This window comes from Methylobacterium sp. D54C (assembly GCF_053345595.1).
On sequence record NZ_JBKFAK010000023.1, the window covers coordinates 1 to 25,721 of the forward strand.

Below are 25,721 nucleotides of genomic sequence, written 5' to 3' on the forward strand. Positions count from 1 at the left end.
CGGGCCACGGCGACCGCATCCTCGACGTCATCGCCGCCGCCGGCGGCAACCGCGCGCCGGTCAACGAGACCTTCGTGCGGCTCTCGCGCGGGCCGGTGACCGCGACCGTGCCGCTGACCACGGTGGTGTCGAACCCCAAGGAGAACATCTACCTGCGGCCCAACGACGTGCTGACGCTCGTGCGCGACCCGCAGACCTTCATCGCGGTGGGCGCGCTGGGCAACAGCACCGAGCTGCCGTTCCAGGCCGACGGCATCACGCTGGCGCAGGCGCTGGCCAAGGCGCGCGGCCTGTCGGACTTCGCCGCCGACCCGGCCGGGACGTTCATCTTCCGGTTCGAGCCGGCCAGCGTCGTGCGCCGGCTCAGCCCCGGCTCGAAGCTTCTGGGCACGCCTCTGGTGCCGGTCGTCTACCGGATCGACATGCGCGACCCCAACAGCCTGTTCGTGTCCCAGGCGTTCCGCATGCGCAACCGCGACCTGATCTACGTGTCGAACGCCCCCTTCACCGAGGTCCAGAAGGTCCTCACCGCCTTCAACGGCGTCACGGGCCCCGTCTCCTCGGCCGCCCTGGCCTATTCCTACGCCAAGTAAGGCGGCGCACCGCGACGCGGGCACCCACCCCACCGCGCGACGGATGCCGGGTTCGCGTCGCGCCGATCCGGCCGATGCGCGCGTCCGACCGAGACCGCGGAGACCGGCCGCCCGAATGCCGAAGGGGGCGCGGATGTGATCCGCGCCCCCTTCTTCGTAACGCTCTCGGGGAACCGGGGCTCCCGGCCCCGGCCGGGCTCAGACGCGCTTCGCCAGCAGTTGCTCGATCAGCGAGCCGCCCTTGTCGATGGCGGCGAGCTCCTCCGCCACCGCGTTCACGGTGTCGCGGATCTGGTCGGGGGTGTGCTCGGAGGTGAGGAAGAAGCGCAGGCGCGAGGCCCGCTCCGGCACGGCCGGGTGGATGATCGGCTGCACGTTGATGCCCCGGCGGAACAGCCGGTCCGACAGCGTCACCGCCTTCAGCGAGTCGCCGACGATGATCGGCACGACCGCGAGGCCGAGGCTGAAGCCGGTGTCGAGGCCGAGCTTCTTGGCGGTGGCCAGGAACAGGGTGCCGTTCTGGCGCAGGCGCTCGACCCGCTCCGGCTCGGCGTGCATCACGGCCAGCGCCGCCTCGGCGGCGGCGGCCAGCGGCGGCGACATGCCGACGCTGTACACGAAGCCGCCGGCCGTGTGCTTCAGGTACTCGATCAGCGCGATCGGGCCGCAGATGTAGCCGCCGCAGGTGGACAGCGTCTTCGACAGCGTGCCCATCCAGATGTCGACCTCGCGGGGATCGACGCCGCAATGCTCGAACAGGCCGGCGCCGGTGCGGCCGGTGACGCCGAGGCCGTGCGCCTCGTCGACCATCAGCCACGCGTCGTAGCGCTTCTTGAGGGCCACGAGCCCGGCGAGGTCCGGCGCGTCGCCGTCCATGCTGTAGAGGCCCTCGACCACGATCAGCGCCCGGCGATGCTCGTGGCGGGTCGACTGGAGCAGGGTCTCCAGGGCGTCGAGGTCGTTATGCGCGAAGGAGCGGCGCTGGGCGCCCGACAGCTGCGCGCCGGTGACGATGCTGTTGTGGGACAGCGCGTCGTGGAAGATCACGTCGCCGGCTTCCAGCAGGGCGCCGATGGTCGTGACGTTGGTGGCGTGGCCGCTCACCATCACGATGCAGCCCTCGGACTGGTAGTGCTTGGCCAGAGCCTGCTCGAGGCTGATGTGCCCGGGCCGCTCGCCCGCCACCACGCGGCTCGCCGACGCGGAGGTGCCGTAGGCCTCGATCGCCTCCCGGGCGGCGTTGCTCACCCGCGGATGGCCGTTGAGGCCGAGGTAATCGTAGGACGAGAAGTTCGTGAAGCTCTTCTGGTCGATCCGCGTTGTGGCCCCGGCCTTGGCGTCGTGGACGCGGAAGAACGGGTTGCCCAGACCGATCAGGTCGGCCGCCTGGCGCTGGAGCTTCAGCTCGCGGTAGCCCGGCAGGTTCTCGAAGTTCTGCGCCGCCGACTTGCCGGCGGGAGAGGCCGTCTTGACGGGGGCCGGGCGCGGCGTCGCGCGCCCGAGCCGGTTGGTCACGAAGCCGGCGAGCGCCGCGCGCCCGCCGTCCGGCCGTGCCGTGTCGGTCATGAGTTGGTCTCTTTGATCTCGCTGGACGTCTGCTCGATGAGTTCCTTGAGAGGCGCGAGGATCTGCGCATCGACCTCACCGCCGACATGCTTCGAGACGAGGCTCATCGCGACGCCGGCCGTCTCGTCCATGGGCGCGGAAACCGCCTGAATTAAGGACTCCGACAGCTCGTTGACGGTCATGCCCGACGAAAGTCCGGCGGGCGGCGCGTCGAGGGCGAAGCGCTCCTGCAGGCTGGCGCCGAGCTCGACGCCCATCAGCGAGTCGAGGCCGATCTCCGAGAGCTGGCGCACGCGGCTGATGTCGTCCTTCGGCAGCCGCAGGATGCGGGCGATGTCCTCGACGATCGCGTCCGACACGGTCTTGCGGACCGCGTCGAGGTCGCCGCCCTTGAGCAGCGACGCGATGTTGATCGCCTGGACGCCGCCGGCCTCGGCCTGCTGGTCCGAGCCGAGTTCGGCGTAGCTCGGCGAGCGCATGGTGGCGAGACGCTCGCGCGCCTTGCCCCAGTGCATCGCCGCGATGGCGATGACCGCCTCGTCGGGGGACGTGCCCTGGCTGCCCAGCGCCTCGGCCATCAGGTCGAGGCAGCGACGGGCCTCCATCGGCGTGACGCCGACGCGGCCGGCGAGGCCTTCCATGACCGCCTTGTTGCGGGCGAGCATGCCGACATCGCCGATGGCGCCCCAGGCCACGGCCAGCGCGGGCAGGCCGCGGCGGCGGCGCTGGCGCGCGAGTCCCTCCATGAAGCCGTTGGCGGCCACGTAGGACCCCTGGCCCGGGTTGCCGATGAAGGTCGTCGCCGAGGAGAACAGGACGAAGTAGTCGAGGCTCCGGTCGCGGGTCGCGGCGTCGAGGTGCTGGGCGCCGATCACCTTGGGGCCGATCACCGCGTCGAGCGCCGCGGCGTCGATGTTGGAGATCAGGCCGTCCTGGAGCACCGCCGCGGCGTGCAGCACGCCGGCGAGCTTCCTGCCGCCCTGCTCGATCCCGGCGATGAGCCGGTCCACCGAGGCGCGGCTCGTGATGTCGACGGCCTTGGCCTCGACGGTCACGCCCCGCGCGGCGAGTTCGGCGACGATCGCCTTGGCCTCGTCGGTGGCCGCGCCCTTGCGGCCCGCGAGCACGAGGTGCTTGGCACCCCGATCGATCAGCCAGCGCGCCGCCTCCAGGCCGAAGCCGCCGAGGCCGCCGGTCAGCAGGTGGACGCCCTCGGCCGAGACCGTGAATGGCCGGGCCGTGTCCTTCATGATCGTGCCGGCCTTGGGCGGGCTGATCACGATCTTCCCGATGTGGCCGGACTGCTGCATCAGCCGGAACGCGTCCGAGGTCTCGGCCGCCGTGAACGGCTGGTACGGCAGGGGCTTCAGGCCGCCGTCGTTGAAAAGGGCCATGACCTCGCGGAACATCCGCGCACCGTCGTCGCCCTGGTGCTGGATCACCTGATCGAGGTCGACGCCGAAGTAGCTGAGGTTCCGCCGGAACGGGCGCAGGCCGATATGGGTGTTGGCGACGTAGTCGCGCTTGCCCAGCTCGACGAAGCGGCCGAAGGGCCGGAGGGCGTTGAGCGAGCGCTCCATCGCCTCGCCGAACAGGCTGTTCAGCACGATGTCGACGCCGTCGCCGGTGATCGCCCGGACCTCGTCCACGAAGGCGAGGGAGCGGGAATCGAGCACGTGCTCGGCGCCCAGCGCCTTCACGAGGGCCCGCTTCTCGCGGGAGCCGGCCGTGGCGATGACCCGCGCGCCCTTGAGCTTGGCGATCTGCAGGGCCGCCAGCCCGACGCCGCCCGCGCCGCCGTGGACCAGCACCCACTCGCCGCGCCGCATCCGGGCGCAGGAGACGAGGCCGTAATAGGCGGTGAGGAAGGCCACCGGCACGGTGGCGGCCGCCATCGGGTCGAGGCCGTGCGGCATCGGCGCGACGACGAGGTCCGGCACAACGATGTGCGTGGCGAAGCCCGACTGCGCGAAGGCGACGACCGGGTCACCGACCTTGAAGCCCTTCACGCCCGGGCCGACGGCGGTGACGCGACCGGCACACTCGAGGCCGAGGCGGGGGCCGGCGAAGCCGTCCTCCAGGATCTCCTCGGGGAGCATCGAGAGCGCCCAGAGAACGTCGCGGAAGTTGAGGCCGGTGGCCTCGACCGCGATCTCCATCTCGCCCTTGCCGGGAGCGCGGCGCTCGGCCGGCCCCCAGACCATCTCGCTCAAGCCGCCGGTGTTGCTGCGCTCCAGGCGCGCGGCCTCGGCCGGGACGGCGTCGGCCGGATCCCGGTGCTGCGGCCGGCCGGCATGGAAGCGCACGACCTGGGTCCGCTCGTCGTCCAGCACGATCTCGGTCTCCGGGGTGCCGGAGAGGATGAGGTCGCGTAGGCGCTCGGAGGCGCGCTTCGACGACATCTCGGGGGAGAGGTCGATGCGGCGGACGTCGAGGTTCGGGGCTTCGTTGGCGAGCGTGCGGGAGAAGGCCCACACGCCGGCCTCGATGTTGGTGGTCTGGCCGCCGCGGTCGCGGGTCGCGCCCGGGGCCACGACCCAGAGCTTGGTCTGGCGCGATCCCAGGTGCTCGGTGCAGCGCTTCAGGCTGAGGCAGCGGTCGCGCAGGCGCTCGGACGCCTCGCCGCCGCGGGTGAAAGCGCCGGCCAGGAACACCACCGTGTCGGGGGTCTCCTTCTCCAGCTCCATCAGGGAGGTCTCGGAGTCGAGGATGATGGAGACGTGCACCCCGCCCGCGACCAGCAGGGTCGCCAGGGAGGAGGCGGTCTCGGCCGCGAACTCGTCGTCCGAGCCGATGATGAAGGCGAAGCTCTGCGCCGGGGCCGGGCCCGGACGCACCGGCGCCTCGGCCGTCAGCAGCAGGTCGTCGCCGTTGGCGGAGGCGGCCCGCTCGACCTCGACCTTGACCAGGCCGTGGGCGCTCAGGATGCGCTGCCAGCCCTCGATGTCCTCGAGCCGGCCCACGGGCAGGCCGCCCGCGGCCTCCTCGAACCAGCCGGCCGTGAGACCGAACACGAGGTCACGGAACAGGGAGGCGCCCGGCTCGACGGCCACCAGCAGGCCGCCGGTGGCGAGCGCCCCGGCGAGCTGGCCCGGCAGGGCCCGGTCACCGCGATGCAGGCTGCCCGACGCCAGGATCAGGTCGAAGCTGCCGGGCGCGAGCTCCTCGGCGGTCTCGACCACGGCGGCGGCACGGCCGAGCGACAGGCGGGCGCGCTCGGCGAGCCGGCGGTCGGTCTCGAAGACGGTGAGCCGGGCCTCGGCGGCGGACGCGAAGGTCGCGGCCTGGGCCGAGAGCGGGCCGAAGCCGACCTGCAGGACGCGGAGCGCCCGCTCCTTCGGGAGCTGGGCACGGCTCCGCTCGATCAGGCCGGCGACCACGTCGGCGCCGTGGCGCGCAGTGGCCGAGCGCAGCACGAAGGCGTCGATCGCCCCCTGCGGCAGGGACGGTGCGTCGGTGAGCGTGCCGGCGAGCAGCCGGTCGACCAGGGCGCCGACATCGGCGATCAGCACGAGCTCGGCCGAGAGGTCCGGATGGTCGCCGGCGATCCAGCGCATGATCTCGTCGGGCGCCGGCAGGGCGGAGCCGTCGCCGAGCGTCCAGTTCTGGCCGGCGCGCTCGGCGAGGCCGCTGCTCTCCAGGGCGTAGAGCGCGTTCAGCAGCCAGGGGCGCAGGGCCTCCGGCACGCGGCTGTCGGTGACCGAGACGGTGGCGCCCTGCGCCAGCCCGGAGGCGAGGCGGTAGGCGAGCGAGGTCGCCCAGCCCTCCAGCAGGAGGTGGCCCGGCGACAGGGCGGCGTCGGACGGCCCTTTCGCCTCGGCGGCGAGCGGGCGCAGACGCGCGGCCACGCTCGGGCGGCGCTCCATCGGGATCGCTGTCGGCTCGGTGGCGAGCTCCGGCACCTGCGAGATCGCGAAGGTCGAGAGGTCGCCGCCGCTCTTGGCGCGCAGGGCCTGGAACCGGCCCTCGCGGATCGTCGCGATGACCGCGCCCTCGGCGTCGAGGAGCGTGAAGTCCGCCAGGATCGAGCGCTCATTGCAGCGGCGGGTGCGGATGATCGAGCGGGCGATCACCGCGCCGGGGCGCAGCATCCGGACCTCGCCGAAGCGCACCGGGATGTAGGCCTTGCCGCCGTTCTCGCCGAGCAGGTCGGCGAACAGCAGGATCAGCCCGTGGAAGCACGCGTCGAGCCGGTTCGGCACCAGGCCGTAGCGGGTGTCGGGCTCGGCCGGCAGCAGGTCGGAGACGATCGTGGCGTCGTCGAGCCGCGCGCTCATCGCCACCTGCTGGAAGCTCGGGCCGAAGCCGAGCCCGGAGGCGAGGGCCTTGGCGTAGAGCGCGTCGCCGGTGAGCACGTGGTCGCCCGCGGTCTCGAAGCTGAAGCCGTCGAGATCCGGTGTCTTCGGGGCCGAGAAGGTGCCCTCGACGATCTTGGCCTGGGCGTGCAGCTGCCAGGGGGTCTGGGTCAGGCGGGGCCGGCTCAGCACCTGGATGCCGTTGCCGGAGCCCGACAGGCGCACCGCGACCTCGCGCAGGGCGTCCTCGGCGAACACCATCGGCGCCACGATCTCGAAGTCGGCCAGCACGACCTCGTCGTCGCGCAGCGCCTCGCGAACGCAGGCCAGGGCCATCTCGACGAAGCCGGCGCCCGGCATGATCACCTGGCCGTCGACCTTGTGATCCTCCAGTTCCGGCACGGTCACCGGGTCGACGAAGCCGTTCCACTCCAGCCCGTCGAAGGTCGTGCGCGACCCGATCAGCGGGTGATAGGGGCGGGGGCTCATCGCGCCGACGCCCTCGGTGGTGTCGGCGAGGCGGAACGGGCGGCGCTGCCACGGGTAGGAGGGCAGGCGGACGTCGCCCTTCGGGGCGTCGCCGAACAGCAGCGTCTCGTCGACCTGCGCGCCCTGGACGAGGGCGGCGCTGACCGCCTTGGCGATCGGGTCGCCGCCGGAAGCCTTGCGGTGCATCACGCCGACCGTGGCGGTCTCGATGCCCAGCGGCTCGACCGCGTCGCCGACGTGCGACATCAGGGTCGCGCGCGGGCCGACCTCCACGAACACGCGGGCGCCGCGGCGGGTGGCGTCCTGCACGGCCTCGCAGAAGCGCACGGGCTCGCGGATGTTGCGCCACCAGTAGCCGGCGCCGAAATTCTCGCCGCCCAGCACCGAGCCGGTCACGGTCGAGACCATCGCGGTGGTGCCGGTCCGCGACTTGAGGCCCGCGAGGTCGCGCAGCAGCGGCTTCTCGGTCGGGTCCATCAGCCGTCCGTGGAAGGCGTAGGCGAGGTCGAGCTTGCGGCCGCGGCGGCGCTTGCGCGACAGGGCCTTGATGGCGGCGTCGATGTCGGCCACCGGCCCGGCGACCGTGACGGCCTTGGGGCTGTTGTAGGCGGCGATGTCGAGGGTCGGGTAATCCTTGAGGAAGGTCTCGACCTCCTCGGCCGGCATCAGCAGCACCGCCATGGTGCCCTGGCCGTGCGTCGTCTCCTGGTGGTGGCTGCGGTAGTAGATGACCCGAACCGCGTCCTCCAGGCTGAGGATCCCGGCGGCCTCGGCGGCCGCGATCTCGCCCACGGAGTGGCCGAGGACATAGGACGGGATCAGGCCCTTCGCCTTGAGCGCGGCCGTCGAGGCGCTCTCGATGGCGAAGATCAGCGGCTGCGAGACGCTGGTCAGCGCGAGGCGCTCGTCGAGGTCGTCGGCGTAGAGCGCGTCCTTCAGCGACCAGTCCGAGTAGGCCCGGAACAGGGTGTCGATCCGGTCGAAGGTCGCGCGGAAGGTCGCGTTCTCCTCGTAGGCCTCGCGGCCCATGCCGGCCCACTGGCTGCCGTTGCCGGAATAGATGAAGGCCACCTCGGCGACGCGGTCGACCGCGGTGCCGGTGAAGGCGTCCTGCGTGTCCTCGCCCTCGCCGACGGCGCGCAGCGCCGCGGCGACGTCGGTCTTGCCGTCGAGCGCGACGGCGAGGCGGGCGGGCATGCGCTCGCGGCGATGCGCCACCGCGGCCGCCACGGTCGCGACCTGCTCGGGGGCGGCCTCGAGGCGCTCGGCGTAGTCGAGGGCGAGCTCGTTCAGCGCCGCCCGGCTCTGGGCCGAGAGCAGCAGCACCTGGGCCTGGGGCTCCGCGGTCGCGGCGGCGGGCTTCGCCCAGGCGGGCGCGTCGGTGATGACGACGTGGGCGTTGGTGCCGCCGAAGCCGAAGGAGTTGACGCCGGCGAAGCGCTCGCGCGAGCCGCGGCCGATCTTCAGCGGCGCGCGCACGACGTCCAGGTTGAGCTCGCCGAAGGGGATCTCGGGATTGAGCTCGGCCGCGTGCAGCGACGGCGGCACGAGATCGTGCTCGAGCGCCAGAGTCGCCTTCATCAGGCCGGCGAGGCCGGAGACCGGCTCGGTGTGGCCGATATTGGTCTTGATCGAACCGATCGGCAGCGGCGCCTGCCGGCCGCGGCCGAGCTTCGAGCCGATGGCCGAGGCCTCGATCGGGTCGCCCACCGGCGTGCCGGTGCCGTGCGCCTCCATGAAGGCGAGGTCGTCGAGGCGGATCTCGGCCTCGCGGTAGACCTTCTCCAGCAGGGCGCCCTGGGCGTAGCCCGAGGGGAGGGAGATGCCGGTGGTCCGGCCGTCGGAGTTGATGCCGGAGGCGGCGACGACCGCGCGCACGGTGGCACCGTTGCGCCGCGCGGCCTCGGCCGACTGCAGCACGAACACCACGCCGCCCTCGGAGCGCACGTAGCCGTCGGCGTTCTTGGAGAACGCCTGGCACAGGCCGGTGCGCGAGAGCATCTGCGCGGTGGAGAAGCAGATGAAGTTGAACGGGCTCGCCAGCACGTTCACGCCGGCGACGACCGCGGTGTCCACGCGGCCCGACCGGATCGCCTGCACGGCGTTGTCGAAGGCAACGAGCGAGGACGAGCAGGCCGTGTCGACCGTGAAGCTCGGGCCCTTGAGGTCGAAGATGTAGGAGATGCGGTTCGAGATGATCGAGAGCGTGTTGCCGGTCGCCGCGTAAGCGTCGCCCGACGGCGCGTCGAGGATGCGCAGGTTGCCGTAATCGAGGGACGAGGCGCCGACGAACACGCCGATATTGCTGCCGGCCACGCTCGACGGGCGCAGGCCCGCGTCCTCGAGGGCTTCCCAGGTCAGCTCGAGCAGCATCCGCTGCTGCGGATCCATCTGCTCGGCCTCGCGGGGCGAGATGCCGAAGACCGACGGGTCGAACGACCAGACGTCGTCGATGACACCGGCCGCCCAGGTGTAGCTCTTGCCGCGCTCATGGGCGCGCGGATGGGCGAACCGCTCCAGGGAGAACCGGTCGGCCGGCACCTTGCTGACGGCGCAGCGCCCTTCGGACAGGAGTGACCAGAGCCCATCCACGCTGGGGGCCCCGGGCAGTCGGCATGCGCGTCCGACGATCGCAATGTCTGTACGTTGTGTCACGTTCGGTTCGCACACGCTCGTTATCGGAAGTCGGCTCGGCTCTCGACGAGTGAGTACCCTCTCACCCCTTACTGTGGCACCATTGCGGTGTCCAACCAGCCCTAACGCGAGGTCATCCCCGCGTGGCAAAATTGCCAGAGGCTGTGACATGTATTCATCAGAAGCTTATCCAATTCCTACGGTCAAAACGCCAAGTTTGAACCGCCAGACCGGCTGCCGAGACGCGGGCTCGATCACGAGAAAGCCACAGTTGCGCCTCCGCGGACGCCGCCCGTCTAGCGGCATCGATGCCGATTCCGGAAGAAATCTTCGCGATGTCGCGCAGGTCCCGCACAGAAATCCGGGCTCGAAGGCCGGCGCAGTGATGATCAAGACCCGATCCGGGCGACGCTCTCCTTGGTTCGTCCGACGCCGCAATAGGTGAAACCGTGGCGCGCGGCGCTCGCGGGGTCGTAGATGTTGCGCAGGTCGATCAGCACGGGAGCCGCCTCACCGGACGACATGGCCTGACGCAGTCGGTCGAGGTCGAGGGCCCGGAACGCGTTCCACTCGGTGACGATCACCACCGCGTCGGCGCCCTCGGCGCAGGCGTAGGCGTTCTCGGCGTAATCCACAGCCGGCATCAGGATCCGAGCCTGCTCCATGCCCTCGGGATCGTAGGCGCGGACCACGGCGCCGGCGTCCTGCAGGCCCGCCACGATCGCCAGCGCGGGCGCGTCGCGCATGTCGTCGGTGTTCGGCTTGAAGGTCAGGCCGAGGATGGCAATCGTCTTGCCCCGGACCGACCCGCCGCAGGCCTTGATCACCTTGCGCGCCATCGCGCGCTTGCGCTGGTCGTTGACCGCCACCACCGTCTCGACCAGCCGCAGCGGCGTGCCCGCATCCTGCGCGGTCTTGACCAGGGCCAGCGTGTCCTTGGGGAAGCACGAGCCGCCGTAGCCCGGCCCGGCATGCAGGAACTTCGACCCGATCCGGTTGTCCAGGCCGATGCCGCGCGCCACCGCCTGCACGTCCGCGCCCACCGCCTCGCACAGGTCCGCCACCTCGTTGATGAACGTGATCTTCGCCGCGAGGAACGCGTTCGCCGCGTACTTGGTCAGCTCGGCCGTCCGGCGCGAGGTGACCATGATCGGCGCCTGGTTGAGGTAGAGCGGCCGGTAGACCTCGCGCATCACAGCCTCGGCCCGGGCCTCCTCGGCGCCGACGACGATGCGGTCGGGGCGCTTGAAGTCGGCGATGGCCGCGCCCTCGCGCAGGAACTCGGGATTCGAGGCGACCGCGAACTGCGCCTCGGGGTTGGTCTCGCGGATGATGCGCTCGACCTCGTCGCCGGTGCCCACCGGAACGGTCGACTTGGTCACAACCACGGTGAAGCCGGACAGGGACCCGGCGATCTCCCGGGCGGCATCGAACACGTAGCTCAGGTCGGCGAAGCCGTCGCCGCGGCGGGAGGGCGTGCCCACCGCGATGAAGACCGCGTCCGCCTCGGCCACGGCGTCCCGCATGGTCGCGCGGAAGGCGAGCCGGCCCTGGCGGACGTTCTCGGCGACCAGGACGTCGAGGCCCGGCTCGTAGATCGGCATGCGGCCGGCGTTCAGGCTGGCGATCTTGTCGGGATCCCGGTCGATGCACACGACCGTGTGGCCGAAATCGGCCAGGCAGGCGCCGGAGACCAGGCCGACATATCCGGCCCCAATCATCGCAATCCGCATCGGGCCCTCCCGGCAGCTCGCCCTCGGCTTGCTGCGATGCAACATGATCCGGGCCGCGTGAGGATGCAACCCGGGCCAGCCTGGATCTGCTCCAGTCTGTCACGGGAATGCAACACCCGCGAAGGATGACTGTAGTTTGACAGCGGGTCCCGGAGCGCCCCGCATCGGCCGCCGATCCGCGCGGCGCGCCTCCGCGACGGCGCGCGGGGCGGCTTCGCAGCGCGGGCGGCTTCCTGTAGAAGCGCCCCCGCCCGACGGGGAGGCCCGGATCCGCCCCCGAGGACCCGACCCAAGGATCGGCGAAGGACCGCGATGACCGAATTGCCCAACGTGCACGTGCGTGCCGAGGTCCTGGCCCAGGCGCTGCCCCACATGCAGCGCTACGACCAGGAGATCGTCGTCATCAAGTACGGCGGCCACGCCATGGGCGACCGGGCCGCGGCCGAGGACTTCGCCGAAGACATCGTCCTGCTGGAGCAGTCCGGCCTGAAGCCGATCGTCGTGCACGGCGGCGGACCGCAGATCGGCAAGATGCTCGACCGGCTCGGCATCCAGTCCGAGTTCCGCGGCGGCCTGCGCGTCACCGACGAGGCCACCGTCGAGGTGGTCGAGATGGTCCTGGCCGGCCTGATCAACAAGCAGATCGTCGGCTGGATCTCGGCCGAGGGCGGCCGGGCGGTCGGCCTGTGCGGCAAGGACGGCAACATGGTCCGGGCCAAGCGGGCGATGAAGACCGTCGTCGATCCCGAGAGCCGCGTGGAGCAGACCGTCGATCTGGGCCTCGTCGGCGAGCCGGACCACGTCGAGCGCGGCGTCCTCGACGCGGTGCTCAAGGCCGAGCTGATCCCGGTCCTGGCGCCGGTCGCCTACGGGGCGGACGGGCAGACCTACAACGTGAACGCCGACACCTTCGCGGGGGCGATCGCCGGGGCGCTCCGCGCCAAGCGCCTGCTGCTGCTCACCGACGTGCCGGGCGTCCTCGACAAGGACAAGAAGCTGATCCCGGAACTCACCGTGGAGGATTGCCGGCGCCTGATCGCCGACGGCACCATCACGGGCGGGATGATCCCGAAGATCGAGACCTGCATGTACGCGATCGAGCGCGGCGTCGAGGCGGTCGTCATCCTCGACGGCAAGGTCAACCACGCCGTGCTGCTCGAGCTGTTCACCGATTACGGTGCCGGCACCCTGATCCGTCGCGGCTGAGATCCGGACCGCCCGCGCACCGTGCCGGATCCCGGCGCGGCGCGCGGGCGCAACCTCCGCGCGCCCAGCGCATTGTCGTACCCCGCCCGCCCCGGAGGGGCCGGCCCAGCAAGGCCCGGGCAAGGTACGGGCAAGCACCGAACTTGCGAGCTTGACCGTTCCGGTCCAGATTCCGGGGCAACAGCAACCTGAGGGGTTCCGGTGCACCACCCCGACAAGGCCCAGTTCACCACGCCCGCGGCGCGCGGCTTCGCCGATGTCGACACCTGGGTGTTCGACCTCGACAACACGCTCTACCCGAGCGACGCGGCGGTCTGGCCGAAGGTCGACGAGCGCATCACCCTGTACGTGATGCAGCTCTACGGGCTCGACGGGATCTCGGCCCGCGCCCTGCAGAAGTACTTCTATCACCGCTACGGCACGACGCTGTCGGCGCTGATGGTCGAGTCGCGGGTCGATCCCCACGACTTCCTCGATTTCGCGCACGACATCGACCACTCGTCGATCAAGCTCGACAAGAGCCTCGGCGACGCGATCGAGCGGCTGCCCGGGCGCAAGCTGATCCTGACCAACGGGTCGCGCCGGCACGCCGAGAACGTCGCCGCCAAGCTCGGCATCCTCGACCATTTCGAGGACGTGTTCGACATCGCCGCCGCCGACTTCGTGCCGAAGCCGGAGCGCACGACCTACGAGCGGTTCCTGGAGAAGCACGCCGTCGAACCGACCCGTGCCGCCCTGTTCGAGGACATCGCCCGCAACCTCGCGGTGCCGCACGACCTCGGCATGGCGACCGTGCTGGTGGTGCCGAAGGTCACCGATCCCTACCGCGAGGCCTTCGAGCAGGAGGCGGTGCGCGAGCCGCATATCGACCACATCACGGACGATCTCGCCGCCTTCCTCTCTGCCTGCGTGCTGCCCGAAGTACGATCCGCATCCGGGGAGCGCCGCTGACGCGAGGCCGGGGCGCCTCCCGGAAAGGGGCGCCGCGCGCGGCGTCCGATGTCGGAGCAGGCGCAAGACGCGGACCCGGCGCTCTCCCGGACAGGCGGCGAGCGGCGGACCCCGATCCGGTATCGACCGACCATCGGCAGCACCGCGGACCGATCGCGGCGGCAACCCAATCGACAAGCCGGCGCCGATCCTGTAGAGAGCCGCCCAACTCACAACAGGATCGCCGAAATCCTGGCGCCGATCGCCCATGAGGGGCGGAACGGCGCGACGGCCGGAGCTATGCCATGAACATCATCGAGCAGCTGGAGCGCGAGGAAGTCTCGCGCCTCGCCAAGACCATCCCGGATTTCGAGCCGGGCGATACGCTCATCGTCAACGTCCGCGTGAAGGAAGGCGAGCGCACCCGCGTCCAGGCCTACGAGGGCGTCTGCATCGCCCGCTCGGGCGGCGGCCTCAACGAGAGCTTCACGGTCCGCAAGATCTCCTACGGTGAGGGCGTGGAGCGCGTCTTCCCGGTCCATTCCCCGATGATCGACTCGATCAAGGTGGCCCGCCGCGGCAAGGTGCGCCGCGCCAAGCTGTACTACCTGCGCGACCGGCGCGGTAAGTCGGCCCGCATCGTCGAGCGCACCGACCGTTACAAGGCCAAGGACACCCCGGCCCAGGCGCCGGCTGCCGCCGAGTAAGCTGTCCGATTCGCTCCGCAGGCCGGAGCGATCGCCCCGTTTCAGACCGGTCCGGCTCAGCCGGGCCGGTTTTTTCGTGGCCGACAGGTCCGTCCAGTCGGCCGATAGCGCGCCTCAGGCAGCCCGGATCCCGTCGAGGAGCCGGTGGATCTCGGCGGAGAGCTGATCGGACCTGCGCGACAGGTCGATCGCGGCGCCGAGGACCTGCTCGGCCGCCTCGCCCGTCGCCTCGGCGCCCTGCGAGACCTCGGCGATGTTGCCGGTGACGGCCTCCGTGCCGGCCGCCGCGCGCGCGACGCTGCGCACGATCTCCTCGGTGGTCGCGCCCTGCTGCTCGATCGCGGCCGCGACGGACGCGGCGAGCGTGCTGACCTCGCCCACACTGCGGCCGATCCCGTGGATCGCCTCCACGGCCTGCCGGGTCGAGGCCTGGACCGCGCCGATCCGCGCGGCGATTTCCTCGGTCGCGGCCGCGGTCTGCTCGGCCAGCGCCTTGACCTCGCCCGCCACGATGGCGAAGCCCCGGCCCGCCTCGCCGGCCCGCGCCGCCTCGATCGTGGCGTTGAGGGCGAGGAGGTTGGTCTGACGGGCGATGCCCGCGATCATGCTGGCGACGGCCCCGATCCGCTCGGCCCCGTCGGCGAGATCGCCCACGAGGGCGTCCGTGCGCCGCGCCTCGGTGGCCGCCCGCGCGGTCTTGGCCGAGGATTGCGCCATCCGTCCGGAGATCTCCTGGATGGTGATCGCCATCTCTTCGGTGGCCGCGGCGACGCTCTGCACGCTCCCGGCGGTCTCCTGCGCGGCCCCGGCGACGCGCGTCGCCCGGGCACTCGTGCGCGACGCCGTCCGCGCCATCGCCTCAGCGGTCGCCTGCATCTCGGTGGCGGCCACGGAGACACCCGTCATCAGCGCCCCGGCCCGGGCCTCGAACGCCCGGGTGAGCGCGTCGAGGGTCTGCGCATGCCGGACCTTGGCCTCAGCTTCGCGCGCGACCGCCCGGTCCGTCTCGGCCTTGGCGACCAGCGCCTGCCGGAACACTTCGACGGTCCGGGCCATCTGACCGATCTCGTCCGTCCGCTCGAGTCCCGGTATCGGCTCCGCACCGTCGCCCCGGGCGAGCGCCTGCATCCGGCGGCCGAGGCGGTCGAGCGGGCGCGTGATGCCGCGCCCGATCAGGACGGAGCCGATCACCCCGAGCGCGCCGACCCCGAGCAGAAGGCCGGTCGTCGCGAGGGCGAGCGCCTGGAAGGCGGCCCTGATGTCGTCGGTGTAGGTCCCGGCCGCGATCATGATGTCCCAGGGCTCGAACCTGACGGCGAGCGTCGTCTTCGGAGACAGGCCTTCGTGCCCCGGCCGGGGGTAGAGATAGCTCAGCGTCGCCGTGTCGGAGGTCTTCAGCCGTTCGATCAGCGTTCCGGCCGCGCGAACGCCGTTGACCCGGGTCTCCAGCTGATTGCTGCCGACGAGACGGCGGTCGGGGACCGCCAGGACCGTGCCGTCCATCGCGTAGATGGCGACGTAGTTGGTGCCGTTATCGAATCGCATGGCCATGGCGGTCTCGGCCAGCTCCGCCAGGGCCGCCTCACGGGACAGGGCGCCGCTCCTGACCCGGCTCTCGAGACTTTGCGCATAGGTGGTGAACAACTCCGTGACCGTGCGCAGGGACTTCAGCCGCCCCGACAGCATCTCTTGGTAATACATGCGCAGTCCGATGACACCGATGACCGATATAAGCAGCCCTATCAAGGCAATCTGCGTCATCATCCGACGTGATAGATTTTTACTCAAAAATCTTCTTATCATAATACGTTCCGCGAGATCGACAAACTCGTCGATGCTGCGGTGTGGCCTGATAAATCTGAGCCCGCATGTCAACGTGATCTCGCAGATCTGGATCGAGATCTGAGAGACACACGGTTCAGGCGCACAGGGCGGGCGAGGAAGCGGTCACTCGCGACGCGGTCTGCGCCGGCGGCAGGAGCGGGCCGTCAGTCGGCGAGCAGAACCTGAGATCGTGCCCGCGGCGCGGGGCCACGCCCGACCAGCCCGAATGACCGGGATCGAACCGCTCCCTTGCACGCAGAGCTCGGGCACGATGGGGATGACGTCATCGGCGGATCGGAGTGGCGCCGCGGCCCGGCGGAACGGCGCGGAGACGGCGCGATCGGGAGCGGGACAGGCGTCTAGCCGATCCGCGCGGTCACCTCGATCTCGACGCGCATCTCGGGGCGCAGGAGGCCCGCCACGACCACGATCGTGGCGGCGGGCCGGACGTCCGCCAGCACCCGCCCGCAGACGGCCAGCACGGCCTCGGCATCGTCCCGGTCGGTGACGTAGTAGGTGGCGCGCAGGACGCCGGCGAGGCCGGTTCCGGCCTCGGCGAGGACCGAACGGATCGTGCGCCAGCAGGCCTCGGCCTGCGCGGCGGCGCCGTCGGGCATCGTCATCGTGGCGTAGTCGTAGCCGGTCGTCCCAGAGAGGTAGACGGTGTCGCCGTCGACCACCGCCCGGGAGTAGCCGTAATCCCGCTCGAACGGGGACCCCGACGTGATCAGCCGCCGGCTCATCCCCCGCGCAGGGCCTCCAGAACCTTGCCGCCGGCGCGGCCCGTCGGTGTCATGCCGAGCCGGCGCTCGACGTCCTTGATGGCGTCGCGCGTCTTCTGGCCGACCTTGCCGTCCGGCTCGCCGACGTCGTAGCCGCGGGCGGCCAGCCGGGTCTGGAGGTCGCGGCGCTCGGCCCGCGACAGGGGCGGGTCGTCGGTCGGCCAGGCGGCCTGGACGCCGGGCCGGCCGCGCAGCCGGTCGGACAGGACCGCGATGGCGAGGCCGTAGGATTCGGCGGCGTTGTACGAGTAGATCGCGTCGAAGTTCCGGGTCACCAGGAAGGCCGGTCCGTCGATGCCGGCGGGCGCCAGGATCCCGGCCGGGCCCTCGCCCGAGAGCGGGCGCCCGTCCGCGCGGGTGACGCCGAGCGACGCCCAGTGGGCGACCGGCTTCTTGTTCTTGCGCCCGGCGGCGCCGACGTTGAAGCCGCGGGGCAGCTTCACCTCGTAGCCCCAGACCTGACCGTTCTGCCACTTGGCGACGCGCAGGAAGTTGGCGGTGGAGGCGACGGCGTCGGCCACCGAGTCGACCACGTCGCGCCGGCCGTCGCCGTCGCCGTCCACGGCGAGTCGCTGATAGGTCGTCGGCATGAACTGGGTCTGGCCGAAGGCGCCCGCCCAGGAGCCGGTCAGCCGCTCCGGCGCGATGTCGCCGCGCTCGATGATCCGCAGGGTGGCGATCAGCTCGCCGCGGAAGAAGTCCCGACGGCGGTTGTTCGAGCAGGCGAGCGTCGCCAGCGACTGCACCAGCGGCATCTTGCCGAGGTTCTTGCCGAAATTCGACTCGACGCCCCAGACCGCCGCGATCGTGTAGCGGTCGACCCCGTAGCGCGACTCGGCCTGGGCGAGCGCCGCCGCGTTCTGGCGCATGGCCGCGCGCCCGTCCTCGACCCGCTCGTCGTCGACGAGCGCCGCCATGTAGTCCCAGATCGGCGTCTTGAACTCGGGCTGCGCCTGGGACAGCTCGATCACCTTGTCGTCGTAGCCGATGCCGCTCGTGGCGGCCCGGAAGGTCTGCGCCGAGACGCCCGCCGCTGCCGCCTGCGACTGGATGCCGGCGAGGCAGCTGTCGAAATCGGCCCGCGCCGGCAGGCTCGCCAGGGGCAGGACCGCGATGCCGGCGAGCAGCCCGAGCGCGCGCGCCGTCCTCGGTCCCGTCGGGTGCTTCGGCATGCTGACGATCCTCACGATGCGGAACGGAGTCTGGGCGCGGATTCAGGCGACATGTGGGTTAACGAACGGTGAGGAAACCCGCCTCGTCTTGACCCTGCGGCCTACCAACCGGTAGGTTGGCACCGTACTGGCGCATCGCCGGTCGGGTCAACGAACAGGGAGACGGGACGCATGATGAAGGACTGGAATCAGTACGGCGCCGAGCTCGTCAGCACGCTCGAGCGCATCGGTGCGGTGAGCCCGGACCTCCTCAAGGCCCACGACCAGCTCGCCGCGGCGGCCCCGACCGAGCGCAAGCTGGACGCGAAGACCCGCGAGCTGATCGCCCTCGCGGTCGCGGTCACGACCCGGTGCGACGGCTGCATCGCGGTGCATTCCGACGCCGCCCGCAAGGCCGGCGCGAGCAAGGAGGAGGTCGTGGAGGCGCTGGGCGTGGCGGTGGCACTGAACGCCGGCGCCGCCCTGGTCTACACCGCCCGCGCCTTCGAGGCGTTCACCGGCGAGTCCGGCTGAGCCGACCGGGATAGGGCCATGTCCGGTTCGCCGGGTCCGGGGCTCGTCTTCAGGACGGCGTGCCGGCCCAATCTCGGCTGCCCAGGCGGTCCAGATAGGCGCAGAGCATGTCGGCCAGGGCGTCCGCGAAGGTCGCCATGGCCGCCTCGGTCCGGACCATCTCCGAGATGCGCTCGCCGACCTCGCCGAGCGTCATCGCGATGATCTCGCCCGCGACCGCTAGGTCCGTCTCGGGCGCCGCGGGAAGTGCCGCGCGCAGGAAGTCGCGGAACGCCTGCGAGCCGGCCAGCTGCGGCTCCGCGGCCTCGGGCGCGTCGCGATAGGCCGGGGCGGCCGCGTCGAGGGCCCGGCGCATCGCGGCCTCCGCGCATTCCGAGCGCACGAAGGCGTGGACGGCGGCGCGCAGGCGCTCGCCGGGCGCGCAAGCGGGATCCGTCAGGATGCCGGCGAGGAGCGCGGACGTGTCCCGCCACTCGTCGCTCTGGAGCTGGAACAGGATCGCCGCCTTGTTGGGGAAGTACTGGTAGAGCGAGCCGATGCTGACGCCGGCGCGCTCGGCGACCCGCGCCGTCGTGAACCGCGCCGCGCCGACCTCCGCCAGAACCTGAGCGGCGGCCTCCAGAACGGCCGCGACGAGGTCGCTGGAGCGCGCCTGCCGGGGCTGCTTTCGCTTGGAGATTCCGAGACTTGGCCGGTTGGGCATGGGGCGGGGCTCGGAACGCGAATAGGCGCGGGCAGGGGGTGCCGGTACTCTGCGTCGTGTTCAGTTGAACGCGCAAGACGGAAAGCAACGCGCCATGTCACTCTCAGCATCCACACTCGCCGAACCGCGTATCGCGTCGCTGTTGGACAGTCTCTTCGCGCAGGCGGAGGCCTCCTCACCCTTGAGCGCCATCGGCGATCTCTCGGCGGAACAGCGGGCGCGCCTCATGGCGAGCCGCACCGGCTACCGGGACTTCTACAGCCGGCTCAAGGACATGCCCCTCGCGGTCTCGCGGGAGACCGGCCGGCTGCTCTACATGCTCGCCCGAACCCGCCGGGCGCGGACGATCGTCGAGTTCGGCACGTCCTTCGGTCTCTCGACCCTGCACCTCGCCGCGGCCCTGCGCGACAACGGCGGCGGCCGGCTGATCACCTGCGAGTTCGAGCCGTCCAAGGTGGTGCGGGCGCGGGCGAACCTGATGGAGGCCGGGCTGGCGGACCTCGTCGAATTCCGCGAGGGCGACGCACTCCAGACCCTCGGCCTCGACCTGCCCGACTCGGTCGACCTGCTGCTCCTCGACGGGGCGAAGGGGCTCTATCCGGAGGTTCTGAGCCTCGTGGAGAGTCGCCTCGGACCGGGGGCCCTGGTGGTCGCCGACAACGCGGACCACAGCCCGGACTACCTGCAGCGGGTGCGCGCGCCGAGCCGCGGCTACCTGTCGGTGCCGTTCGCCGAGGACGTGGAGCTGTCCATGCGGCTCGGGTGAGGCGGGCCCTGGCCTCGGACCGGCGGTCGCCTCAGCGCGACGCGACCGCCGTCGGGACGCGGGTCCGGTCGCTCAGGCCCACTCGCGCTGGGCGAGCTTCTGCTCGTAGGCGTCGATGGAGGAGACGCGCTCCAGCGTCAGCCCGATCTCGTCGAGTCCGTTCAGCAGGTTGTGCTTGCGGCCCTCGTCGACGTCGAAATGCAGGGTGCCGCCGTCCGGTCCCCGGATCGTCTGCGCCGCCAGGTCGACCGTCAGGGTGGCGTTCGCGCCGCGCTCGGCGTCCTCGAAGAGCTTCTCCAGATCCTCGGGCGACACGACGATCGCCAGGATGCCGTTCTTCGCGCAGTTGTTGAAGAAGATGTCGGCGAAGCTCGTGGAGATCACGCAGCGGATGCCGAAATCGGCCAGCGCCCAGGGCGCGTGCTCCCGGGACGAGCCGCAGCCGAAATTGTCGCCGCACACCAGGATCTTGCTGTTCCGGTAGGCCGGCTGGTTGAGGATGAAGTCCGGGTTCTCGGAGCCGTCCTCGCGGTAGCGCATCTCGGCGAACAGGCTCTTGCCGAGGCCGGTCCGCCGGATCGTCTTCAGGTACTTCGCCGGGATGATCCGGTCGGTATCGACGTTGATCGTCCGCAGGGGCGCCGCGACGCCCTCCAGGGTGGTGAACTTTTCCATCGTCTGACGGCTCGTGTCGGTGGTCTCTCTGTCGCGCGGTTTAGCAGCCGCGGGCCCGGGCCGGAAGCGTCAGGCGAGGTCCGGCGCCGTCGCCCGGGACAGGGTGCCGTCGTGGAGGGCCGAGGCGACCAGCGCCCCGGCGATCCCGGCCGCCCGGAGCGCCCGCAGGTCGTCCGGGCCGCGCACGCCGCCCGCCGCGTAGAGGCGGCGATCCGGCGCCCGCGCGCGCAGGGCTCCCAGGGCCGCGAGGTCCGGGCCGGACCCGGCGCCGACCTGCGCCAGCGTCATGGCGATCACCTCCGGGGGCCAGAGCGCGGGATCCTCGTGGAGGGCCGCCGGGCCGAGGCGCTCCGCGCCGCGCGTGTCGAGGGAGAACACCGCCCGGTCGCCGAGCCGCGTCACGAGGTCGGCATCCGCCTGGCTCTCGCTGCCGATCACCGGTCGCCCGAGTCCGGTGTCCAGGAACGCCGCGACGCCGGCCGGCTCGGCGAAGCCGGCATCGACCCACAGGGCGATTCCCGGGCAGGCGCGGGCGATCGCCTCCAGGGCGCGGAGATCGGGCGCGGCGCGGTCGATGATCGCGTCGAGATCGGCGACGTAGAGGATCGCGGCGGGCCACGCGTCGACCAGCCCGCGGGCCACCGCGTCCGGCGCCGAGCCCTTTGCCAAGGGCGTCTCGATCGGGGCATAGGAGGAGCGCTCGCCCCGGCGCGCCCGCACCACGCGGCCGCCCCGGAGATCGAGCACCGGGATCACCGCGAAGCCGGGGCGCCCGATCCTGTGGTCCATCGAGGCGCTCATCGCGGTCCCATGCGCTCATCAAACCCAACGACCATCGGGTGGGACCTCGGCGGGGTCCACGTCAAGGTCGCCCTGGTCGAGGACGGCCGGGTCGCGGCCGCCGCCCAGGTGCCGTGCCCGCTCTGGCAGGGCCTGCCGGCCCTCGACCGGGCGCTGGAGGCCGCCCCCGACTGGGCCCGCGGCGCGGCCCTGCACGCCGTGACCATGACGGGCGAGCTGACCGACTGCTTCGCCGACCGGCGCGACGGCGTCGCGGCGCTCGCCGGATGGGCCGGGTCGCACCTCGCCGGGACCGTGCGGATCTACGCCGGCCGCTCCGGCCTCGTCGCCCCCGAGGCGGCCGCGTCCCTGTCGGCGGACGTGGCCTCGGCCAACTGGCACGCCACCGCGGCGCTCGCCGGCCGGCACGTCCCGGACGCGCTGCTGGTCGATATCGGCTCGACCACCGCCGACCTGATTCCCGTCGTGGGCGGGCGGCCGGCCGCGACCGGCTACAGCGACGCCGAGCGGCTGGAGACCGGCGAGCTCGTCTATACCGGCGCGGTGCGCACGCCGGTGATCGCCCTGTCCGACCACGCCCCCTTCGCGGGCCGCCGGACCCGGCTGATGACCGAGACCTTCGCCCACATGGCGGACGTCTACCGCATCCTCGGCCAGCTCCCCGAGGGCGCCGACCAGCAGCCGAGCGGCGACCGCAAGGGCAAGACGGTCGCCGAGAGCGAGACCCGGCTCGCCCGGATCGTCGGGCGGGACCGGGCGGAGGCGCCCGGAGCGGCCTGGACGGCGCTCGCCGCCCATTTCGCCGAGGCGCAGCTGCGCCTGCTGCACGACGCGGCGGCGGAGATCCTCAGCCGGCCCGACATCGGCGCGGACGCGCCCCTCGTCCTGTGCGGCGCCGGCGCCTTCGTGGGCGCCCGCCTCGCCGAGCGTCTCGGCCGGTCCTCGACACCGCTCGTGACGCTGCTGGCGGACCGGATCGGCGGCGCGCGCGACGGCATCTCGACCTGTGGACCGGCGGTGGCGGTCGGCCTCATCGCCGCGGAGGAGGCACTCGCATGAGCGCAATCAAGATCCTGGCCCGGATCCTGACGGCCCGGGTCGGGCCGCATATCGAGCTGGCCGTCGAGACGGAGACCGGGGAGGTTCTGAAGGTGCTCGCCACCGAGGACCAGGTCGACCGGCTGGTCGACGAGCTCGAGGACATCCTCAACTCGCCCGCCGACCCGGAGGATGACGGGCCGCCCCAGGCGGCCTGAGGCCCCGGGACCCGCCGGTCGCCATGAGCCTGATCGCCGCCAAGATCGTCGTCACGCCGACCCTGATGTGGGCCGTGTCGGCGGCCGCGCGCCGGTGGGGCAGCCTCGTCGGCGGCCTGCTCTCGGGCCTCCCGCTGACCTCGGCGCCGATCTCGATCTACCTCGCCGCCGAGCAGGGCGAGCGCTTCGCCGCCGACGCGGCGATCGGCTCGGTGGAGGGGCTCGGCGCGGTCACCGTCAGCTACCTCGTCTACGCCGTCGCCGCGCCGCGGACGGGGGGCCTCGCGGCCGCGCTGCTCGCCCTCGCGGGCTTCGTCCTCGGCGGCGCGCTGCTGCACGGGGTGATCCAGCCCGGCCTGTGGCTCGCCACGGCGATCGACCTGCCGGCGATGGTCCTGGTGGTCGCCCTGTGCCGGCCGGCCGCGGGGACCGAATCGCCGGCCCGCCGGGCGCGCCCGCCGCGCTGGGACATGCCGGCCCGGCTCGCGGCCGCCACCGCCCTGGTCCTGATGGTCTCGGGGCTGGCGCCGCATCTCGGCTCCGGCCTGAGCGGCGTCCTGGCGCCGATCCCGATCATCTCCTGGCCGCTCATCGTCTTCGCCCGGGCGCAGGACGGCGTCGGCGCCGCCCTGGAAGTGGTGCGCGGCAGCGCCCAGGGCGCGTTCGGCGTGCTGGCCTTCTATGTCTGCGTGCACCTGCTGCTCGGGCGCATCGACCCGGTCGCGGCCTACGCCGCCGCGATCGCGGTGTCGGCAGCCTGCGTGCTGCCGTGGCTGGTCGCGCGGCGGCGCCCGCTTTCCGCGTGACCGGGCCGCGCCGAGGCGACCGCGGAGGGGATCGATGCTGCCGGAGACGGGAATCCCGACCCTCACACCGGGCTACGCGGCGGTGCCGCCCGGCCATCTCGCCACGATCGTCACCAGCCTGGAGATGCTGCGCCCGCCGCCCCCGCGGCCCGGACGGCCGTTCCCGCCCGGGCTCGCCCTCGAGGCCCTGGAACGCACCGACCCGGAGACCTACCGGAGCCTGTTCCGGGCGGTGGGCGCCGACTGGCTCTGGTTCTCGCGCCTCACCCTGGCCGACGAAGCGCTGGCGGCGATCCTGGCCGACCGGGATGTCGAGATCCTCGCGCTGCGGCGGGACGGGCGGAACGTCGGCATGCTGGAACTGGATTTCCGCCGGCCCGGCACCTGCGAGCTGGTCTTCCTCGGACTGACCGGGGACGCGGTCGGTACCGGGATCGGCCGCACGCTGATGAACGCGGCGATCGGCCGGGCCTGGGCGCGCCCGATCGCGCGGTTCTGGCTGCATACCTGCACGCTGGACCATCCCGGCGCGCTCGCTTTCTACCGGCGCTCCGGCTTCGTTCCTTTCGCGATCCACGTCGAGGTCGCGCCCGATCCGCGGCTCGACGGGACCCTGCCGCGCGACTGCGCCCCGCACGTGCCGCGGCTCGGCTGAGGCGCCGCGGGGTCCGGACACGAAGAGACCCGCGGCCTCGCGGCCGCGGGTCTCGTGTCGTCAGTCGCGTGCGCCGGTCAGGCGGCGGTGCGCTTGCGGGCTTCCTGCTTCGTGTCGACGCCGGCCGCTTTGATCTCGGACAGCTTCTGCGCGACGTTGCGCGAGAACACGAACTCGGCCGGGCGCTGGTTCTCCAGGCTGACCTCGGGGGCCATCTCGCCCTCGGTCTTGATGCCGCGGATCGCGTGCACCAGCGGCTTCCAGGGCTTGCGGACCGAATCGACCACCGAGGAGGCCTCGTAGCCCGAGTGGACCATGCAGTCGGCGCACTTCTCGTAGTTGCCGGTGCCGTAGGCGTCCCAGTCGGTGGTCTCCATCAGCTCCTTGAAGGTCGCCGCGTAGCCCTCGCCGAGCAGGTAGCAGGGCTTCTGCCAGCCGAACACGGTGCGGGTCGGGTTGCCCCACGGGGTGCAGTGGTAGGTCTGGTTGCCGGCCAGGAAGTCGAGGAACAGGCCCGACTGCTGGAAGGTCCACTTCTCGCGGCCCTTCTCCTTGCCGTGCCGGAACACGCCGCGGAACAGGTCCTTCGTCGCCTTGCGGTTCAGGAAGTGCTTCTGGTCGGGGGCGCGCTCGTAGGCGTAGCCGGGGGAGACGGTGATGCCGTCGATGCCCATCCGGGTCACGCTGTCGAAGAAGTCGGCGATCTTCTCCGGCTGGGAATTGTTGAAGAAGGTGCAGTTGATGGTGACCCGGAAGCCCATCTCCTTGGCCTTCGCGATCGCCGCCACGGCCTTGTCGTAGACGCCGCGCTGGCACACCGACTGGTCGTGCATCTCCTTGTCGCCGTCCAGATGGATCGACCACGTGAAGTACGGGCTCGGCTTGTACTCCTTGATCTTCTTCTCGAGGAGCAGCGCGTTCGTGCAGACGATCGCGAACTTCTTCTGGGCGATGATGCCCTCGACGATCTGCGGCAGGTCCTTGTGGAGGAGCGGCTCGCCGCCGGCGATCACCACCACCGGGGCGCCGCACTCGCGCACAGATTCGAGCGCGTCGGCGACCGGGAGGCGCTTGTTCAGGATCTCGTCCGGGTAGTCGATCTTGCCGCAGCCGGCGCAGGCCAGGTTACAGCGGAACAGCGGCTCCATCATCATCACAAGCGGGTAACGCTTGCGGCCCGTGAGGTGCTGCTTCAGGATGTAGCCGCCGATCTTCGCGACGTACCGGAGGGGGATACCCAAGATTGCGGCTCCTTACTTCGTCGGCCCCGGGACATCGGGGTGCTTAACGCGAAAAAATCTCGAATTCCAGCGATCTAGCTTGGAACTAATCTGAAATGACCCCGTTTCGGCGGGGCGATGACATCTTATTCCGTGCCTGACGCAACGGCGCCACATGGACCGCGCGTGCGGAGCCCGTGGGCGGACGCGCCCGATCGTCGAGGACAGCACGTGCATTGCGTCGGCAATACGACCGGAATCCCACGATTCGGGTGGCCGCGCCAGAAACGCCGTGCGCTAGCGCACACGGGCGGGCGCGGGATGCGCGCCACGGCGGCCGCGTTGCAATCTGGCATCGCCCTCTTTACTGAGCCTCGTGGCCGCGATGCAAGTCC

19 protein-coding genes and 1 pseudogene are annotated in these 25,721 nt (G+C 71.6%); 10 read left to right on the top strand and 10 right to left on the bottom strand.

Features of this window, described 5'->3' with window-relative positions; genetic code table 11:
• Positions 1-593: pseudogene (locus ACLBYB_RS26930) on the top strand (polysaccharide biosynthesis/export family protein); the annotation flags it as partial.
• Positions 594-791: 198 nt separating this feature from the next.
• Here the strand turns inward: ACLBYB_RS26930 and ACLBYB_RS26935 are convergent.
• The 3 genes from ACLBYB_RS26935 to ACLBYB_RS26945 form a co-directional block, all read right to left on the bottom strand.
• A complete protein-coding gene (locus ACLBYB_RS26935) occupies positions 792-2,159 on the bottom strand; it encodes an aminotransferase class I/II-fold pyridoxal phosphate-dependent enzyme (protein WP_012317954.1) in 1,368 nt (455 codons plus the stop codon).
• A complete protein-coding gene (locus ACLBYB_RS26940) occupies positions 2,156-9,598 on the bottom strand; it encodes an SDR family NAD(P)-dependent oxidoreductase (protein WP_447700616.1) in 7,443 nt (2,480 codons plus the stop codon). Before ACLBYB_RS26940 ends, ACLBYB_RS26935 begins: the two co-directional genes overlap by 4 nt.
• A 368-nt stretch (positions 9,599-9,966) precedes the next feature.
• On the bottom strand, positions 9,967-11,310 hold the full coding sequence (locus ACLBYB_RS26945; protein ID WP_447700617.1) for a UDP-glucose dehydrogenase family protein: 1,344 nt from the start codon (positions 11,308-11,310) through the stop codon (positions 9,967-9,969).
• Positions 11,311-11,622: 312 nt separating this feature from the next.
• On the opposite strand from ACLBYB_RS26945, the gene argB reads away from it, so the two are divergent.
• The 3 genes from argB to rplS all read left to right on the top strand — a co-directional run bounded on the left by argB (position 11,623) and on the right by rplS (position 14,153).
• Positions 11,623-12,516 (top strand): acetylglutamate kinase, encoded by an 894-nt coding sequence (argB, locus tag ACLBYB_RS26950; protein WP_020095286.1) that lies wholly within the window; start codon positions 11,623-11,625, stop codon positions 12,514-12,516.
• Between the two features lie 201 nt (positions 12,517-12,717).
• Positions 12,718-13,467: a pyrimidine 5'-nucleotidase gene (locus ACLBYB_RS26955; protein ID WP_042672461.1), complete on the top strand. Its 750-nt coding sequence runs from the start codon at positions 12,718-12,720 to the stop codon at positions 13,465-13,467.
• 284 nt (positions 13,468-13,751) lie between these two features.
• Entirely contained in the window at positions 13,752-14,153 is a 402-nt protein-coding gene (gene rplS / locus ACLBYB_RS26960; protein WP_447700618.1) for a 50S ribosomal protein L19, read from the top strand.
• A gap of 114 nt (positions 14,154-14,267) precedes the next feature.
• On the opposite strand, the gene ACLBYB_RS26965 is transcribed toward rplS, so the two are convergent.
• From ACLBYB_RS26965 to ACLBYB_RS26975, 3 genes are all read right to left on the bottom strand, one after another.
• Positions 14,268-15,854 (bottom strand): methyl-accepting chemotaxis protein, encoded by a 1,587-nt coding sequence (locus tag ACLBYB_RS26965; RefSeq protein WP_447700619.1) that lies wholly within the window; start codon positions 15,852-15,854, stop codon positions 14,268-14,270.
• Between the two features lie 482 nt (positions 15,855-16,336).
• Positions 16,337-16,720 carry a RidA family protein gene (locus ACLBYB_RS26970; protein WP_091980913.1) on the bottom strand — a complete coding sequence of 128 codons (384 nt, stop codon included), beginning with the start codon at positions 16,718-16,720 and terminating at the stop codon, positions 16,337-16,339.
• Complete coding sequence (locus ACLBYB_RS26975) at positions 16,717-17,931, bottom strand: lytic murein transglycosylase (protein WP_020095291.1); 1,215 nt, start codon at positions 17,929-17,931, stop codon at positions 16,717-16,719. The genes ACLBYB_RS26970 and ACLBYB_RS26975 overlap by 4 nt, the downstream gene beginning before the upstream one ends.
• Positions 17,932-18,102: 171 nt before the next feature.
• Between ACLBYB_RS26975 and ACLBYB_RS26980 the strand changes: the two genes are divergently transcribed.
• Positions 18,103-18,444 carry a carboxymuconolactone decarboxylase family protein gene (locus ACLBYB_RS26980; RefSeq protein WP_447700620.1) on the top strand — a complete coding sequence of 114 codons (342 nt, stop codon included), beginning with the start codon at positions 18,103-18,105 and terminating at the stop codon, positions 18,442-18,444.
• A 49-nt stretch (positions 18,445-18,493) separates the two neighbouring features.
• On the opposite strand, the gene ACLBYB_RS26985 is transcribed toward ACLBYB_RS26980, so the two are convergent.
• Positions 18,494-19,147, bottom strand: a complete 654-nt coding sequence (locus ACLBYB_RS26985) for a TetR family transcriptional regulator (RefSeq protein WP_447700621.1) — start codon at positions 19,145-19,147, stop codon at positions 18,494-18,496.
• Positions 19,148-19,241: 94 nt separating this feature from the next.
• Between ACLBYB_RS26985 and ACLBYB_RS26990 the strand changes: the two genes are divergently transcribed.
• A complete protein-coding gene (locus tag ACLBYB_RS26990) occupies positions 19,242-19,913 on the top strand; it encodes an O-methyltransferase (RefSeq protein ID WP_447700622.1) in 672 nt (223 codons plus the stop codon).
• A gap of 72 nt (positions 19,914-19,985) precedes the next feature.
• Here the strand turns inward: ACLBYB_RS26990 and leuD are convergent, their stop codons facing one another.
• Both leuD and ACLBYB_RS27000 read right to left on the bottom strand, forming a co-directional pair.
• Positions 19,986-20,588, bottom strand: coding sequence for a 3-isopropylmalate dehydratase small subunit (leuD, locus tag ACLBYB_RS26995; RefSeq protein WP_020095295.1), 603 nt, complete (start codon positions 20,586-20,588; stop codon positions 19,986-19,988).
• 69 nt (positions 20,589-20,657) lie between these two features.
• Positions 20,658-21,389 (bottom strand): HisA/HisF-related TIM barrel protein, encoded by a 732-nt coding sequence (locus tag ACLBYB_RS27000; protein WP_447700623.1) that lies wholly within the window; start codon positions 21,387-21,389, stop codon positions 20,658-20,660.
• Positions 21,390-21,398: 9 nt separating this feature from the next.
• Between ACLBYB_RS27000 and ACLBYB_RS27005 the strand changes: the two genes are divergently transcribed.
• From ACLBYB_RS27005 to ACLBYB_RS27020, 4 genes are read left to right on the top strand one after another with little or no spacing between them, the layout of a single operon-like run.
• Complete coding sequence (locus tag ACLBYB_RS27005; protein WP_091980921.1) at positions 21,399-22,448, top strand: hydantoinase/oxoprolinase family protein; 1,050 nt, start codon at positions 21,399-21,401, stop codon at positions 22,446-22,448.
• On the top strand, positions 22,445-22,645 hold the full coding sequence (locus ACLBYB_RS27010) for a hypothetical protein (RefSeq protein ID WP_012317969.1): 201 nt from the start codon (positions 22,445-22,447) through the stop codon (positions 22,643-22,645). The genes ACLBYB_RS27005 and ACLBYB_RS27010 overlap by 4 nt, the downstream gene beginning before the upstream one ends.
• Before the next feature lie 23 nt (positions 22,646-22,668).
• Positions 22,669-23,451 carry a hypothetical protein gene (locus ACLBYB_RS27015; RefSeq protein WP_447700624.1) on the top strand — a complete coding sequence of 261 codons (783 nt, stop codon included), beginning with the start codon at positions 22,669-22,671 and terminating at the stop codon, positions 23,449-23,451.
• A 34-nt stretch (positions 23,452-23,485) separates the two neighbouring features.
• Entirely contained in the window at positions 23,486-24,106 is a 621-nt protein-coding gene (locus tag ACLBYB_RS27020; RefSeq protein ID WP_447700625.1) for a GNAT family N-acetyltransferase, read from the top strand.
• Between the two features lie 77 nt (positions 24,107-24,183).
• Here the strand turns inward: ACLBYB_RS27020 and hpnH are convergent, their stop codons facing one another.
• Complete coding sequence (gene hpnH / locus ACLBYB_RS27025) at positions 24,184-25,347, bottom strand: adenosyl-hopene transferase HpnH (protein WP_020095300.1); 1,164 nt, start codon at positions 25,345-25,347, stop codon at positions 24,184-24,186.
• Between the last annotated feature and the right edge of the window lie 374 nt (positions 25,348-25,721).